Below are 16,191 nucleotides of genomic sequence, written 5' to 3' on the forward strand. Positions count from 1 at the left end.
CACACCAAATAACGTCGAATAACTACTTGATCCGTCCCAGTGTTTATTTGTGACTCAGCCGTACGACTACCTAATGTCTCACTTTGCGGATGACGTCGAGACGATTGCGGCAGTCGGTGGCTACGACGACACCGACGACGTTCTCGAGGATGCGGTTCGAGAACTGCTGCGGCGGCGGCCAGAACTCCGAACGTCGCTTGCAATCGAAAAGTACCGGACGGGAGATGTGAGTCTCAATCGAGCGGCTGAGTTGGCAGATATGTCGACTGAACGGCTTAAAGATGAACTCACCGACCGCGGTATCGATCGGTCAGCCGGGTTTTTGGACCCTGCCGATCGCGAACGCGAACTCAACGAGTTCAGTGGGTAGTGGTGTGTCGATGACGATCGTCGATAACAACGTATTGAGTGCGCTGGCGAAGATTGAGCGCTGCTCTCTGTTAGCGGAGGTCTTCGAGACGGTTGGCACACCGACGGGGGTTATCGGTGAGCTTGACCGAGCTGAGGCTTCGGGATACGAATTCGTCTCTCGTATTGAGTCGGTAAAGTCGTACAACGATGGCTGGTTGGAGGTCCTTTCGCCGACACAAGCAGAACTTCAGGTTGCGGACGATTTTCGAGATCACGCCCTGTCGACGACTGATGCGCAGTGTCTCGCGATTGCATCCGAACGAAATCGACGCCTCATTACCGACGACGCTCATGTCGGAACGGTCGGTCAGCAACGAGACGTGACGGTCTGGGACCTCACGCTGTTTCTCAAAGCTGCAATCCGGGTTGATGCAATCGAAACCGTCGACGAACTCACGGCGATACGTGACGACCTCCAGCATGCCGATGGCTATCGATTCGCCGCTGCCGACGAGGAATCGTTGTTTGATGAATTCTCGTAGTGTAATTGGCGCTCATCCCGAGTGAGGTGTGAGGTGAGCCACTGGAACTCTTCATCGCGGTTAATCATTATGCACGAGATAATATGATCCAATGCATAATAGAGTGGTTGGTTAAAGCTCTCGGTCGAGATTGAAAGATGGCCCCATAGACTGTGTTACGGGAAAACGGGTCTCGGGTACACAGAACATCGGTTCATGCTTCCCACCGACGCAGCAATTCCGGGTGAAACAGGAGATAAGTATCAGCCATGATAGTTGGTGTCCTCGGACAGCTAGGGACAGGGGGCGAGAGAACGCCTCGAGAGAGGCCGTTTGGCTCTCTCAGAAACCTAATTCACACTAGGACAGCGGGTGTACGAGGGGTGGTTACCGGTTGGTGTGTCACTCGAGTGGTCGTCGGTGAGAATAGTGACGGACGGGGGTTGAAGAGGATATTTCGACGACAACAGCTGTCACTGGAGATCGTTACGAACTTCCCTTTATCGGCCGACTCCGATATAGTGTTCATATATTTGGACTGGAGTAAATTATTTGAGCGCACGAGTTATAGGGTGGATATGGGAGAATCAGATCAGGGGAGGTGGACAGAACAGATGAGCGGCCGTGAACGAGTCCGCGGAGTCGCCGAAACGCTAAGTGACCCAACACCTGTCCAAGAAATCGCAGATCGGGCAGCGGTGTCACGGACAACAGCGGACGATGAACTCCAGCGGATGGAAAATGACGACTGGGTCATTGAAACGACAATTGATGGGGCAAAAGCATACGACGTGAATCCAGTTCGGATGCTTTTTGACGAGGTCAGCACCCTCATTGAGGAGCATACGCGGGAAGAGTTAGAGGAGCAACTCACGGAGTTGAAAGACGAACAAGAAGCGTTAACATCGGAATTCAACGCCGGCTCACTCGAGGAGTTTCGGGAACAACTCGCCGAAGAGGAATTGTCGGCTTCGGAACTTCGCGAACGGCGGAATGTGATCGCTACATGGGAGACGGTCAACACGGAACTCGCGCTCGTGAAACATGCGCTCCACCTGTATGGCGATGTCGTCGAGCTTACCTCAGCCAAAAATAACAGTTTCTCCTCGTTTGCCTAATGGTCGTTTTTCTCGCGAACCGAGCCAATCTACAGAGCAAACGGCTCCACGATCGCATCCGCAATCGGATCAGTGCCGAGTTCGATGACGTTCACCGACGCCGCACCGAACCACGGGAGGCTGGACCGTACCGCGTCGTCGGCACAGTGAACCCACAACAGTTCCTAGATGAGAAAACATATCCGACGACGATCGCACGAATCGAAGTCGGATTCCAACTGCAGACGGGCGAACCGTACGAGTACTACTGGTTCAACTGGATCGAACCGGAACGACAACTGTTGGTTGGATGGCACCAGGACGATACGCACGACGATCTTGGACCAGTTCACCTGCAAGTGAGCGATAGCGCAACAGCTGTGGACCATCAACCAGCCGACTTCATCGACTCACACCCGCTCGACGTGGTCGAGCAAAGACTCGAATCACTCCCCGATGCAGTCACTGCAGTCAAGTGGAACGACGAACGACCGGCTGGGCTTCGGTGAATGAACAAAGCCACCGCAAATAAGAATCGTGTACGGAACTCCAAAGCCGCGAACTCGAGAACGGCGCGTACCTGCGTGAAGACACCGTCGACGAGCATGCCGTCGATGCCACCGAGGGCCGCCTCGAGCAGATCACGAGACGATGGCCAACAGTACTTCTGGTTGCCCGAGCAGGCAGACCCACTCGAGCGCGGTGACGTTTCGTTAGCCTATGGCGACCTCCTCCCAATTCAGCAACTCGCTCGGATGGACATGGATTGGAGGAGACCCTGAAGACAACAGCTGTCACAGGAGTCTCTCGGGATCAGTATGTTTCGACGCTGATCTCATCAACACGACTGAACTCATCCACATTCCGGGTAAGAACTCTTGAATCGGGTCGTTCGGCGGCTGTAGCGGCGATAAGGATATCAACCGCTCCAATTTGCTCGCCGCGATCTTTCAGTGAGCCCTGGATCTGGATCGCTCGACGGGACTCACTCGGTCCAAGCGGGACCACCTCCATCTCTTCGATCATCGTATCGAACTGGTTCTGATATTGTTTGGATTCACCCCGCAATCCAATCCCGACCTCATAGACCGTTAGCGACGAGACAGCAACCGGGGTTTTTGACCCAATCAATTGCTCAAGGAAGTCGACTGCAACGGGGTGCTCCCTGACCAGATCATTCAGAAATGTCGAATCGAGGATCATCAGCTACGAACTCTTCCCGTCCATCTGCTGGTTGAACTCTTCTCTCCACTCTCGGGAGCGCTCCTCCGCCCGGTCCGCAGCATCATCACCAAGTATACCGACGATCTGACGCAATGGTTCTGCGGGTGCCACCTCCTCGTCGGTAGCAGCATCAGGTCGCCACCAGACCACGGCTCGGCTACCGACCGTTTTCCCCCTCAACGTACTCTGGTCCTCGAGTGTGTGTAACTTCTCAAGCACCGTTCGCCGTGAACAACCGAGTATTTCTGCAATCTCAGGGGCAGTTAGTGGCTCCGTCGGATCATCGCGCTCATCAAACACGTGTAAAACGTCCTCGAGTGTGACGTCCGGTGTCGGTCCCGGCTTTCCCATATCTATCTATACACACGAGGGCAGGAAAAGTGTTCCTACGTAGGCAGTGTTTTAATCAGCCGTAGTTGGTACTTGCTGTCTCGGGCGCCCGTCGCTTCTCGAGTCGAGACGAGCACATCGCCCACCTCGAAGAGGATCGTGATCGACTCGAGGGTCGGGCGACAATCCGTGGAAGTGCGTGGCACAGGAAGTCCAAGAGTACGTCAAGGCGAGCGACCTCAAACACTGGATCCGCCGGCGAAAACCCGGTGTGAGCGACACCTACGCGAAGAAGCTGGTCTCGAGTACACGAAGCGTCGTCTCGTGATCCCCGAAGACGCCGAGATTCCAGGAGAGACGACAGGTGATGAGTAGAAGCCGGTGACACCTGCTGTCCTCGGATGACCGGGGACAGTCAGTTAGAGAGGGCCTCGAGACGGGCCGTTTGACTCTCTCAGACGCCTAACTCACAGATGTACGCGGCTGTACGCGGGTTCATTACCGGTCGGTATGTTTTTCGAGTGGTTGTCGGTGGTCACAATGTGGGATACGGATCGAAGGTGAACCTGAAGACAACAGCTGTCACTGAAGTTCCTAAAAGATAGTATAACGCCCTGCACGCCCGCGATGTGGATGTCGTCTTTCACCGTTGCCACTGACCACGGGAAGACATTGCTTTGTGCCCCAGGCTCGCCTCGCTCGGTACCGCAAAACTGCCGGGGCGGTGCGACTGGGTAGTGAACGCGACGACGATCGATTCTTCATCGGGATAGGGTAGACGGTCGGCTGACACGACTAACCACGGCCTTGGGTTCCCGCCGCCCGGTTTGAACGGGTCGGGCGCCCACACGCCCTCCCCTCGTGACGCCATCTAGGCGTCCCCACTCTTGTCGCGCTCGGTGATGGGTTCAACGGCGGTTTCCATCCACATCTCGACTTCCTTGTCGGAGAACCCACCGTCTCTCGCGTCAACCGCGGTGGCGCTGTGGTGGGTAGCTGATGCCACTGAGTGTTCAGTGTCGGCGATTTTTCAGTACTGACCACGGTGGTTGACTAGCCCGTGCTGTTCGAGACGATTGAGCGTCGGCCCGACGCTCCCCTGTGGCACGTCGACAGCGTCGACGATTTCCCGCTGTCGGAACGCCTTGTCGGCGTTCTCGAGGAGGAATTGGTAAACCTTCCCTTGTGTCGTGTCGGGGGCGAGATCCAACGTTGGCCCATCCTCATCAATCGTCTGGAATTTGTCTTTGGAGATCGGCATCGTATGTATCTATTTGTATTCGTTCCTATAGACCGTTAGCGAGGACACTGCAACTGGGGTTTTTGACGCAATCAATTGGTCGAGGAAGTCTACTGGCGGAATAGGTCGAGTGCCTCGGGGCTTGATTCCGAGGCGGTTCACAAAGAGGCATACGTGGACCGTCTACGAGAAACGCCGACGCGAGGCAACACCGATCGGAAGTGAGTGACGGCCCAAACGGCTGTATAGCGCTGTTTCGTTAAGTGTGAAAAGTGAGGCGGTGAGGTTTTGTGGTGGCCGTGTGAAAAATCGATCCCCTCAGCGGGTATATCGACTGAATTGATTGGAGTTTGGTGGAGCAAGAGCGGATACCCAACCCTTGAAGTCGGGGTTATTAACAGCTCGGAGGATGTCACTCTGGACGGTACGGTCATACAACCACATTCGTTGAGAGTCCTTGAAGGGCTGTAGCAGAAGACACATACATTCACATTGAATCACTATCATTTTCACAGTATCACTGTAGGATAGATATCATATTTGTGTAGAGTTCTTTATCAAAGACATATACGCATTTTTGAAATCGCGCACATGCGTCGAACCGATTAATAATACAATCCAGATACCTACACAACAAATACATGAAATAAAACCTATATTATCGGCAAGTGACGCTAATCAAACATTCAATCACTAATAACGAGTTATCGGTTTTAGCCGTCTATAGCCCTAGCATTGCGCCATCAGCACAGCCAATTCAAATGAATGGGCAGACATGTGTTATGATCAAATGATTTAATACACACGAATAAATATATCTCATAGTATGTTCGGGGGAGCTACATATTCGGGCAGTAGTACAAGTAAAATATCTTTGAGAAAACGTTCAAAAATCAAGACGGGATACAGAGCGAGTTCCGTTACTCCGGGGGACTCAGATGAATAATCAATCCACTTTTATCGGCACCTGGGTTGTCATTTTTCTTCTGATTACTGGGGTAGGAGTCGTTGCTGCCAGTACAGATGTTGGATGGAACACAACACCACCTGCAGAAGTAGAATACGGTGATACCTTTACAGTAGCCTTCAGCGGTGAAGTTGATGATACTGGCGAACACACTATTAACGATTTTGTTGATGGTGACAGAGTTGAAATCGACAGCACAGATATTGAAGGTTCTTTTGTCGAATTCTGGACCGTAGACACTGAGGATTTTGATCCAGGGGAAGAGTTGAACTTGTATGGAATGGTAGAAGAGGATAGTTGGCTGGGTGGTGAAACTGATACTACACCGGCGGCAACGGTCCAAATAGCAGATGTTGCTGATGAACTTGAGTGGGAAACAGCACCGCCAACAGAGGTTGACGATGGTGATTCATTCACGATAATAGTTTCCGGATCGACATCTGAAGAGGGGGAAGTGTGCCTCGACCAATCTGGATACTTTAGTCACGACGAGTGTGAAGAGGTAGATGTTGGTTCGTTCGAGATTGATTTCACAGTTGATAGTGATAATGACCTTGGACTTGAGCCTGGTGATGATGCTGAATTAACGGTGAGCACGCCGACTGACGAATCGCTTACTCGGACAGTAGGCGTTACTCCAGCAACACATATTGATTGGCAGACGAGACCTCCAACTGAAGTAGAGTACGGGGAGACGTTCCAGGTGGCTTTTGCTGGAGAAGTTGAGGAAGAAGGAGACCTTGCCCTTCGAGAGGCCGGTATTCTCGATTCAACTCTCGCAACAGCCGAAGAGGAAGACGAGTTTACGCGAACAGCAGAGGTTGATACTACCGACTTTGATCCAGGTGATGAGATTGATCTCTACGGCGAGATCGAAGAGGACGGATGGTGGGGTACTGAGGATGATACCACGTCAGTTGAGACAGTACAGATAGAAAATATACCAGACGAAGTCGAATGGGGTGAAACACCTCCAGACAATGTTGAGGAAGATGAAACAGTGGATGTAACTGTTATAGGCTCTACTTCTGAGACTGGGGAAGTCTGTCTTGACCAGTCTGGATACTTCAGCCACGAGGAGTGTGAAGAGGTAGACATTGGATCGTTTGAGGTTGATTTCACAGTTGATCCAGAAACAGACCTCGGACTTGAACCCGGTGATGAAACCGAGTTGACTGCGACAGCACCAAATGATGAATCATCTGTTCAAACAGTCGGTATTCCTCCAAAAACGTTCATTGAGTGGGACACTTCTACACCCGAGTCAATTGAGTATGGAGAGACATTTCAGGTGACACTCGAGGGGGCTGTCGAAAACGAAGGTGAACTCGCTTTGCGAGAGTCCAGTATCCTTGATACAACTCTCGCAACAGCCGAAGAGGAAGATGAGTTTACGCGAACAGCAGAGGTTGACACCACCGACTTTGACCCTGGTGATGAGATTGATCTCTACGGCGAAATCGAAGAGGACGGATGGTGGGGTACTGAGGATGATACCACGTCGATTGAGACAGTCCAAATAGGGGGCGTATCTGATGAGATACACTGGGAAGAATATCCTCCGAATCAGGTTGAGAATGGTGAGAATTTTGATGTCTCCCTTAGTGGATCGACAACTGAAGCTGGAGAGGTCTGCATTGAGCAATCCGGGTTTCTGAGTCACAATGAGTGCGAAGAAGTAGACGCCGGATCATTTGAAGTTGATTTCAACATTGATGTCACCGAGGACCTAGGAGTTGAGCACGGAGAGGAAACTGAACTAACTGCCACGGCACCAGATGCAGAAACCTCAACTACATCTGTAGGCGTTCCACCGGCAACATACATTGAATGGGATACTGAACCTCCTGAATCGGTTGAACATGGAGAAATATTCCAAGTGAGTCTTGCAGGTGAAGTTGAAAGTGAGGGAGAACTTACACTCCGTGAGTCAGGACTTCTTGATACGACACTTGCATCAGATGACGAGCAAGGGGAATTTACACGTACTGCAGAAGTTGACACTGATGAGGTAGAACCCGGTGACGAGATTGAACTCTATGGGGAGATTGAAGAAGATGGATGGTGGGGTACCGAAGACGATACAACGTCGGTCAAGACCGTTCAAGTCGGAGATGTTGCTGACGAAATCCGATGGGAAGAAACACCTCCCGAAGAAGTCGAAGAAGGCGAGACTTTCGAAGTGGCTGTTTCCGGTTCTACTTCCGAAGATGGGGAAGTCTGTCTTGATCAAGCCGGGTACCTAAGCTATGAAACATGCGAGGACGTCGAAGTTGGTTCGTTTGATGTTGATTTCAGCGTTGATGCAGAAGACGACCTTGGAATCGAACCAGGTGATGAAACCGATCTAACTGTTTCTGCACCGAATGATGAAACATCAGCACAAACTGTTGCAGCCCCACCAACAACCTTTGTCCAATGGGAGTCAGAACTACCAACTGAAGTTGAATACGGTGATACTTTCCAAGTAACACTCTCGGGAGAAGCCGACAGCGCAACCGACTTAGAACTGCGTGAATCACGGATAGTGGATCGGACACTAGCATCAGAAACTGAAGATGGTGAATTTTCACAAACTGCCCAAGTCGAGACCACTGATTTCGACCCTGGAGACGAAATTACACTCTATGGCGAAATTGGAGATGATACCACCACATCGCATACTGTTGAGATTGGTGACCGCACCGAAACAGAATTGGATGTAGATCTGCCAGCAGAGACAGATGGCGACACTGTACGAATTGATGGACAACTGCTGGAAAAAGATACTGGAGACGAAGTCAGTAATCAGCCAGTTGACCTAGTCGCCGATGGTACTATTCTCAACGATGAACTTGCAACGTCAAAGACGGATAATGACGGTGAGTTCACAATCAAATGGGATACTGGGGAAACCGATACTGATGAATCAGTGAACGTTTTCGTCGAATTTGAGAACTCCTCAAGTATATATGAAGGGGAACAATCCCCCGGAGACGGAACGTACCCAATTCAAACTGATCCAGAAGTGGAGGTGTTTGACCACGATATTGGTGCAGTTTGGTCTTCTCAAACGGTTATGCAAGGTAATACGACCAAATTGTATCTGTTACCCATGTCAGAAGATGGGTTTGAAACAGATCCACCAGCGGATATGCCCGAGGTTGAACTAGCCATTGAGGGGCTTCCAGACGACGCATACGAAATAGATCGTCCAGAAGATCAATTGTTGACAACCTTCCCACTGACAAATCAACGAGCTACGGGATATGCCACACCAGTTGAAATTGATACCGAAAACTTAGAAATGGGTGAACACTCGTTCGAGGTCACGAGTAAGACGACGGACAGCAATATTTCACAGTCGAACGAGTTGTCAATGGAAGTCGTTGACGAGACAGACGAGGGAGCCCGCTCAGTTGCGTTTGATTCCTTTAATCGGACTACTACGCCGTACTGGTGGAGCGATACCGCAACTGTGTCCGTTTTGGACGAAACCGGTATCGAGGATCCCGCAACCTATACAATGGACAAAACATCGAGTATGTTGAAAAACGTCCATAGCAAAAAAGGGCTTGTGTCACCCCTGAAAGTCTTAGCAGACACATATACCAACCGTGTTGCTCCACTGCTTGGAGCTGTTGAAGACATGGAAACAGGTGTTCTACTAGCTGAGTCCGCTAACGAGAGCGATACGGACATTGATCAGTTCCATCAAACACTTGGCTCAGCAGAGACACAGCTGAACGAGGGAGATGACGCAGAAGCTGCGGATACAATCGATTACGCACTTGATGATGTACAGACTTGGCGTAATCAACTTGAAGAGGTAGAAACGGCTGATGAAGTGTCAAAAGAAGTTGCTCTCGAGCAATTAGTAACAATAGAAGAGCACCTCCAGGCTGAAAAGCAACAACTCGAGCCTGAAGACGCATCTATCACATTTGTCGATGAGCCAGACTCCGAGATCGATGTCAGTGATAATGAGGATGTAGAAGCCACTGTTGAGGTCACGAATACGGGCGTTGAATCTGAGGAGTTTTTCGTCGGGTATTCCGCAATCGGACCTGATGGTAACGAGTTTGACAACGATGGAACGACAGGAACAACGGTAGAACTCGAACCCAACGAATCGAAGACCACTCCACTCACATGGTCTCCTGAAGAAGATACTCCCAGCGGAGAATTCGACTTATACACGTCAGTATGGAAAGAAACTGACCGCGATGACCTCGAGACGAGGCTTGATGCCGATTACAGTGTAGAACCAGTAGTAGTCACTACGTCAGAAGATAGGGATGTGGAATTTGAAACTGAATTGGAAACGGAACCAGCTGAAGAGTTTGAGGTTGGAGATGAGTTCCAGATGGCAGGGATCGCTGAAAACACTGGTTACGACACCGGTGAAGTGATCCTTGAAGCCTCTGTCAATGGCGAAGCCCGGGATTCAAAAACTGCTGAAGTAGATCCGGGTGAAGGGGTTGATGAATATTTCACTGTTGAACTCGAGAACGACGAAGAAAAAGAGATAGAACTTGTAGCGTATGTGGATGATGACCCTGTAGACGACGTCAGGGTCGAGGTTGAACCTGTCGGTCAAGACCTGCGTGTCGAAGATCTATCAATTGAGAATCCAACTACCGATGACCCATTCGAAAATGGAGAAGACGAAATGGTCATCGATACCATCGCCAAGTATTCGGATAACATCTCGCCAGAGGAAGTAGCTAATCAAAGCGAGTTTGGTGTGCAGATCGGTGACGAGTGGGCAGAAGTCGAGTCGACAGAGTTCGAAGAGGGTGTCTGTGATGCTGACTGTCCGAGCGAAGTGCCGGTCACTCTTACAACAGAGATTCCAGACACTACTGAGGGAATAAACAATGTATCTGTAATTGCAGATCTCCCCGAAGGAGAGTCATTGACCGAACTACAGACAATAGAACGAACTGAAAGTTCAGCTATAACTCTTGAATCGGCTATTGATGTTGTCTCTTCGCCAACTGGTGCAGAAGTTACAGTCGATGGTGAAAACGTCGGAACAACCCCGGTTGAAATTGAGCACCATCCCAAAGAAGACGAGACAGTTACTGTCGATAAGGATGGGTATGAATCTGAAGAGGTCCAGTTAGAGGAGACAGAGTCTATCGATGTGGACCTACACGAGAAAGACGAACGAGGAACGGATGTAGAGGTTACTGAATCCGACTTTAGTGCCCATAGTAGTAACGGGGAAGCAGAAATTCTTGCAGAGACAACGATCGAAAACACCGGGGAAGAAGATGATGAAATGACAGTCGAATTCTTCGTGGATGGTGAGTCCGTCGATGAAGAGTCTATCTTTGTTGAGGCAGATGAATCAGACTCCATTTTGTTGTCTACGACTGTTAGCGAACCCAGAGAGTACGATGTACAAGTAACTGGTGGTGACGAAGAGTCGATTGAGGTATCGCTAGATGACGATAAATCATACTTCAGTGTACAACATACTGAGTCAGTTGAACATACACAAGGCGAAGATCTCAACTTCGAAGTAGAAATAGAGAATACAGGGAATGAAGACGATACGCAAACGATAGAAATTGATGGTGGCGACCTTGGCAGTGACTCCATTGAAACGACAATAAACAGCAATGAATCCACAACAGAGAATGTCACACTCGAAAGTGCAGATTCAGACGCTGGTACACACACAGTGACTGTCGAGAGTGAAGACGATAGCACTGATATACCAGTTGAAATTCAACCAGATGGGGATGGACCCTTCTTTGATTTCGCCACTGAGGAAGCAAATGAACCGGTCGAAGGAGAACAACTCGAGGTTCCAGTTACGACAACGAATATCGGGGATGAACCTGACGAACAGACTATTTCAATGGCAGTCGATGGTTCAACTGCGGATGAAGCTATAGTTGATCTTGATAAAAATACATCTGCAAACGAGACGCTAACTTACGAAACAGAGACTGGCGATGCACCCTCTGTAAATCTGACTATAGACTCCGATGGAGAAAGTGCTTCCAAAACACAGACTGCAACAGTAGAACCTTCTGGTGAGCCAAATATTAGTATTGAACCAGAAGATGAGCCAATTGAAGTGAATGAGACAACGTCACTAATCGTATCTTCAGAGTATGAAAATGGCACAGTCAATAATGTGTCAGATGTAGCGAGAATTGAAAGCTCTGATTCGGATACTGCTACTATTGAAGAAACAGAAGTGACTGGAAACAGTGAGGGGAATGTGACAATAGAAGCTGAATACGGTAGTGAGAGTAGCGCTACAGAGTTGGCTGTTGAAAGCGAAACAGAAAGTGATGGAAATGGAGGTCCCGGATTGTCTCCCCCGGACGAGTCGGACGAGTCCGAAGTGTTTGAACTTGGACCAGCAGACGTACCAAGCGATGTCGGTGCAGAGACAACAGCTGAAATTGAAGTACCAGTCGAAAATGTTGGCGAAACAGCTGGGATAACAGATGTCACCCTCTCGTTTGCCGACTACGAAGAAAGTTCGAGCACTGGGGCGCTTGGGGAAGGTGATGAGACAACAATCACCTTTGAAGTTACAACTCCAGATGAACCAGGAGAGTATGAAATAGTCTTTGAGACAACTGGTGATGAATACACAACTGAATTGTCAATAGAAGAGGATATAGAAGATGCAGAAGATGATAGTGAAGACGGAACTGATGAAGAATCACAAGAGGACGACAGTACTGCTCAAGAGTCTGAAGAGGATAGCGAAGAACAACCAGATGACTCATCAGAAGACGATGAAGTCGTTGGAGTGAGTGCCGATGAAGTTCCTGGCTTTGGTGCCTCAATCGCTGTCGTGGCCATCGTGATAGCAGCGGTCATCACTCGAGTGTTTGGTCAGGTACCTAACGAGTAGGAGTTTGCGTTGTTCTCGTTCGAGTTATTGTAAAATAGGAATATATCAAAATAGGATATATTAAGAAAATGTTCACCTGACTCGTCTGAATTCTAATTCACCTTCAAGTCAGATTGTTTATCTTAATGTACAACTGTATTTAGTAGATATTCTTCAATCGAATCCTTTTCCCAAACGACTGTAATAGAGGTCTGAGATTCAACTTCGATCTCAATGTAATCTCCGGGTTTTAGTTTATTATATTCGTCATCAAATTGAATATCTATTGGTTCGCCATCAATTAGAATTTCGGTATTAGCGGCTTCTACTATGTCACCGCCAGTATGTTCTATCATATACAAATCTTCTTCAACGTCAGAAAATCGGAGATTCACTGACGCCCCCATCGGTTCCGGATCAAGCAGATTGAAATTTTCGACAGAGATTTTCCAGTCGTACAACAAACATTGGTCTGCCATTTCTTCACCCAATGGCTCATACGCCTGAAACAATGATTCCTCGTCTTCATTCTCAAATAGTGTGTTTTCAATTTCTTCAATATCAGTCTGATCAAATCCATCAGATTTCCCAAAGACGGTTCTCATAACCACGAAATCACTATTTATTTGCCACCCGTATGCAACGCCATAGTCTTCAGAATTATTCCCTGGATTAACGTACATTGCTGTAGGCCGACCTAGCAATTCGGTCGCCTCTGTAAACCACGTTGGTTGGTTGTCTGGAGTGGCTTCTGATTCGTGAGTGTAGATCCGATCAAGAAGGTAAGGTTTCACCTGTTCGACGCCCTCGGAGTGATCCTCCAATGACATCCAAGCATACCCAAAAGTAGACTCCCCAACAGCAACTACCCCTTCCTCACTTTCCATAATCATCAACCCATCGTCATCTGTTGATTGGTCTTGTAAGTCAATGTCATCAAGTTCCGAGTTAAACTTATCAAATAACTCTTCTTGGGAACCTGTGTAATCACCAATATAGAATGCCGGATTTCTTCTAGACTCCGGATGTTCAAAAACACCTGTTAGATAGAAGTCTTTGTCATCAAAAGGAAATTTCGGGCTAAAGTCAGGATCATCTAATATATCAGTCGATAAACTGTCCTCGTTATAAAACATAACATAAACACCATTTCTTAAATAATCAAAGTACTGCTCAAACTCAACAGGATTCCAGTACCAACTCTCTGAGTCCGATTGAAGCCTAATTGGAAACTCCCCGGTCACAGACCAGGATACATCACCAGCATCAGACCCATCGCCATTTTCGTCAGTCTCTGAGGGTTCGTCATCACCACTATCAGCAGATGTGTTATCTTGATCGTCATAACTTACAGATTCATTAGAACCATTTTGATTATCACTGCTTGTGCAGCCTGCAACTGTTATAGAGCACGATCCAATACCTGTTACTATATACTCTCTTCGATTCATAATATATGCTATGAACAGGAATTCATTGAATGTTTCCCCGCGCACAGTAGCGCGGGGAATCCTTCTCTCACGAGGGTAGGCTTCCTGTTTCGAGGACGTGACTTGCAGACACGCGCTGGAAATCAGAGGTGTCCGTAGCGGTCACAGTCTCAACAGGCGTCGATTCGGGCCATCCCAGCCCTACCTCAGAAAACCCACGCTTGAGAACCTTCATCGCCGTCGCAAAATCGCGTGCGATTTTGCTGCCCGTCAGACGTAGTCTGACGACCGCGTTCGAGTCTCTATCTGTCTCGAATCCACAACTCGGACAGGAGTGTTCCCGCACCCAGATGGGTTTCACCGTCTCCACACCGCATGACGCGCACTCTTTGGTGGTGCCTCGTGCTTCGACCTGCACAACGTGCGTTCCGTGCAGGTCGCCTTTGTATTCGAGGAGCGTGATGAACTGTCGCCACGCCGCGTCCTGCTTGTTGCGAGCGTTGTGCGACTGTTCGAACATCCCCTTCACGTCCAAGTCCTCCACGGTCACAAGGTCATATTCTCTCGCGTATTGAGCTACCCACCGCTAAACAGTAGTTGCTGAAGTAGCCAAGCAACGATTGTCGTTGCGGTCGTTGTCTCGATATGGTCGAGACAACTGAGGCAACGCAGGTGACTCGTGCGGCTTCATCACTGCTGTTTCCGGAACTAGAATTTGGGATCGGTGCAAACGGAACATATCCGAGCGAGGACTTCCAGCGAGTCCTCGCTCGGATCGCCTTCGATAATGAGTTCGTAAATACTGGTGCGAAAGCCTATCAACTTGCCCGTGGCGACGATATTTCTATTGACGCGACCGCTCGAAATCCCCTCGCACGAGCACTCCTCTATCATTTGCGTGGACTCGACGCGGACGCGGTCGACGATCAGTTCGACCGCGTCCGCGAGGCGATCCTCGAGGAAGCAACTCGCAACCGGATGTTTACCCGGCCGGTCGACGTCACCATCGACGTTCACGACTGGCTCTATTACGGGGACGAAGAGACTCCTCACGTCTGTACAACGAATCCAGCGCAGGGCACCGATCGCGCGTACAAGTTCGCTACCGTCTGTATCGTCGATCCGAGCGTCCGCTTCACGCTTGGATCAGTAGCCTTGGAGGGCAGCGATACCGACGAGTTGGCGGATGCACTCCGCCAACTCGTCTCAGAAGCCCGCGAGTACGTCGAAATCAACCGGCTCTACCTCGATCGTGGTTTCTATCGTGTTCACCTTGCATTAGTGCTCGAAGAACTCGACGTTGAGTTCTTGATGCGTGCGCCGCAAACACGGAAGGTACAGCAGTTCATCGATGACCACGATAGCGACACGTTCATCGCAGAATACGAGATGGCTCGGTCGAACCCGCCGACGGGTCGGACGACAGTCCGGCTAGTCGTCGTTCCGCATCGAACACGAGAAGACGATCACTTCTGTTTGGTCACCAACCGCGATCTCGACGTCGGCACTGACGTCGAGATCGCTCGTCCGCTAGCTGAAGCATATCGTCGTCGCTGGGGCATCGAGACGTCCTACCGAAAGATCACAGAGTTACTCCCGAGAACGTCTTCCCCAACATTCTCAGTACGGCTCTTCTACTTCCTGTTCGCCATTGCGCTGTACAATCTGTGGGTATTGACGAATCTACTCGTAACTCCACGTCGGGCGTTTCTCGGTCAAATACCGTACGGATAGCGGTTGTCTCGGCGATTGACTCGGGCTTAGGGCCCGAGTCACTACGCCCCTCAGTACTGGCAAGACTGGGAGAACAACGGCTGACAGAAAGCTTCGGCAGCTATTCCACTCTCTGGACAGCACTGAGCACGGTTTCATGAAGCCGGAGTCGAGACGAGACCTCAATCTCTGCGGCTTTCCGAATCGAATCAGCAACTACTGTAAAGCCGTAGGTTTTTTCCTGTATTTCGTATAATCACGCAAGGTTAGATATTTGCTGGTCTATGATACCTCCCTACCGCGTCCAAGCCCTCACCTTGAGGAAAAAGAAAGGGGGGTCAAAAGGCACCGTCTAGTTAGCGTGGTTTGAGAAGTGAGCAGGTCGTAGAGTTGGTTTGATCATGCAGCTCGCAGACCTGCTCAGCGAGTCATACGCGGCGGAATTTGATGAAGCTTGGGAGCGTGAGCGGA

General features: G+C 49.7%; 11 protein-coding genes and 4 pseudogenes. 9 read left to right on the forward strand and 6 right to left on the reverse strand.

Going from position 1 to position 16,191, the window contains the following annotated elements; all coding sequences use genetic code 11:
- Window positions 1–73: 73 nt before the first annotated feature.
- The 5 genes and pseudogenes from G6M89_RS21060 to G6M89_RS21080 all read left to right on the forward strand — a co-directional run.
- Entirely contained in the window at window positions 74–370 is a 297-nt protein-coding gene (locus G6M89_RS21060; RefSeq protein ID WP_165163863.1) for a UPF0175 family protein, read from the forward strand.
- Window positions 371–380: 10 nt separating this feature from the next.
- Window positions 381–893, forward strand: coding sequence for a hypothetical protein (locus G6M89_RS22175; RefSeq protein ID WP_206335660.1), 513 nt, complete (start codon window positions 381–383; stop codon window positions 891–893).
- A gap of 557 nt (window positions 894–1,450) precedes the next feature.
- Window positions 1,451–1,990, forward strand: coding sequence for an ArsR family transcriptional regulator (locus tag G6M89_RS22495; protein ID WP_241175492.1), 540 nt, complete (start codon window positions 1,451–1,453; stop codon window positions 1,988–1,990).
- Window positions 1,990–2,478 carry a hypothetical protein gene (locus tag G6M89_RS21075; protein WP_165163864.1) on the forward strand — a complete coding sequence of 163 codons (489 nt, stop codon included), beginning with the start codon at window positions 1,990–1,992 and terminating at the stop codon, window positions 2,476–2,478. Before G6M89_RS22495 ends, G6M89_RS21075 begins: the two co-directional genes overlap by 1 nt.
- Window positions 2,479–2,745 (forward strand): annotated as a pseudogene (locus tag G6M89_RS21080) (hypothetical protein); the annotation flags it as partial.
- Window positions 2,746–2,782: 37 nt separating this feature from the next.
- Here G6M89_RS21080 and G6M89_RS21085 read toward each other — a convergent pair.
- Window positions 2,783–3,172: a PIN domain-containing protein gene (locus G6M89_RS21085; RefSeq protein WP_165163865.1), complete on the reverse strand. Its 390-nt coding sequence runs from the start codon at window positions 3,170–3,172 to the stop codon at window positions 2,783–2,785.
- A gap of 3 nt (window positions 3,173–3,175) precedes the next feature.
- Window positions 3,176–3,544 (reverse strand): HTH domain-containing protein, encoded by a 369-nt coding sequence (locus G6M89_RS21090; protein WP_165163866.1) that lies wholly within the window; start codon window positions 3,542–3,544, stop codon window positions 3,176–3,178.
- A 157-nt stretch (window positions 3,545–3,701) separates the two neighbouring features.
- Between G6M89_RS21090 and G6M89_RS21095 the strand changes: the two are divergent.
- Window positions 3,702–3,898 (forward strand): annotated as a pseudogene (locus G6M89_RS21095) (hypothetical protein); the annotation flags it as partial.
- A 496-nt stretch (window positions 3,899–4,394) separates the two neighbouring features.
- On the opposite strand, the gene G6M89_RS22680 reads toward G6M89_RS21095, so the two are convergent.
- Together G6M89_RS22680 and G6M89_RS21100 are read right to left on the reverse strand one after the other, a co-directional pair.
- A complete protein-coding gene (locus G6M89_RS22680) occupies window positions 4,395–4,529 on the reverse strand; it encodes a hypothetical protein (protein WP_255488606.1) in 135 nt (44 codons plus the stop codon).
- Window positions 4,530–4,553: 24 nt separating this feature from the next.
- A complete protein-coding gene (locus tag G6M89_RS21100; RefSeq protein WP_165163867.1) occupies window positions 4,554–4,784 on the reverse strand; it encodes a TrmB family transcriptional regulator in 231 nt (76 codons plus the stop codon).
- A 917-nt stretch (window positions 4,785–5,701) separates the two neighbouring features.
- Between G6M89_RS21100 and G6M89_RS21105 the strand changes: the two genes are divergently transcribed.
- Window positions 5,702–12,598, forward strand: coding sequence for a PEGA domain-containing protein (locus tag G6M89_RS21105; protein ID WP_165163868.1), 6,897 nt, complete (start codon window positions 5,702–5,704; stop codon window positions 12,596–12,598).
- A gap of 122 nt (window positions 12,599–12,720) precedes the next feature.
- Here the strand turns inward: G6M89_RS21105 and G6M89_RS21110 are convergent, their stop codons facing one another.
- Window positions 12,721–14,028, reverse strand: a complete 1,308-nt coding sequence (locus G6M89_RS21110; protein WP_165163869.1) for a hypothetical protein — start codon at window positions 14,026–14,028, stop codon at window positions 12,721–12,723.
- 67 nt (window positions 14,029–14,095) lie between these two features.
- A pseudogene (locus G6M89_RS21115) lies at window positions 14,096–14,572 on the reverse strand (RNA-guided endonuclease InsQ/TnpB family protein); the annotation flags it as partial.
- Window positions 14,573–14,652: 80 nt separating this feature from the next.
- Here G6M89_RS21115 and G6M89_RS21120 point away from each other — a divergent pair.
- Window positions 14,653–15,741 (forward strand): transposase, encoded by a 1,089-nt coding sequence (locus tag G6M89_RS21120; RefSeq protein WP_241175494.1) that lies wholly within the window; start codon window positions 14,653–14,655, stop codon window positions 15,739–15,741.
- Between the two features lie 380 nt (window positions 15,742–16,121).
- Window positions 16,122–16,191: pseudogene (locus G6M89_RS21125) on the forward strand (IS6 family transposase); the annotation flags it as partial.

Source organism: Natronolimnobius sp. AArcel1 (genome assembly GCF_011043775.1).
Taxonomy (GTDB): Archaea; Halobacteriota; Halobacteria; order Halobacteriales; family Natrialbaceae; genus Natronolimnobius.

Coding starts and splice junctions, on each gene's coding strand:
- G6M89_RS21120 (WP_241175494.1), top strand. CDS start 14,653: ATGGTCGAGACAACTGAGGCAACGCAGGTGACTCGTGCGGCTTCATCA.
- G6M89_RS22175 (WP_206335660.1), top strand. CDS start 381: ATGACGATCGTCGATAACAACGTATTGAGTGCGCTGGCGAAGATTGAG.
- G6M89_RS21060 (WP_165163863.1), top strand. CDS start 74: ATGTCTCACTTTGCGGATGACGTCGAGACGATTGCGGCAGTCGGTGGC.
- G6M89_RS21110 (WP_165163869.1), bottom strand. CDS start 14,028: ATGAATCGAAGAGAGTATATAGTAACAGGTATTGGATCGTGCTCTATA.
- G6M89_RS21090 (WP_165163866.1), bottom strand. CDS start 3,544: ATGGGAAAGCCGGGACCGACACCGGACGTCACACTCGAGGACGTTTTA.
- G6M89_RS21105 (WP_165163868.1), top strand. CDS start 5,702: ATGAATAATCAATCCACTTTTATCGGCACCTGGGTTGTCATTTTTCTT.
- G6M89_RS21075 (WP_165163864.1), top strand. CDS start 1,990: ATGGTCGTTTTTCTCGCGAACCGAGCCAATCTACAGAGCAAACGGCTC.
- G6M89_RS21085 (WP_165163865.1), bottom strand. CDS start 3,172: ATGATCCTCGATTCGACATTTCTGAATGATCTGGTCAGGGAGCACCCC.
- G6M89_RS21100 (WP_165163867.1), bottom strand. CDS start 4,784: ATGCCGATCTCCAAAGACAAATTCCAGACGATTGATGAGGATGGGCCA.
- G6M89_RS22495 (WP_241175492.1), top strand. CDS start 1,451: ATGGGAGAATCAGATCAGGGGAGGTGGACAGAACAGATGAGCGGCCGT.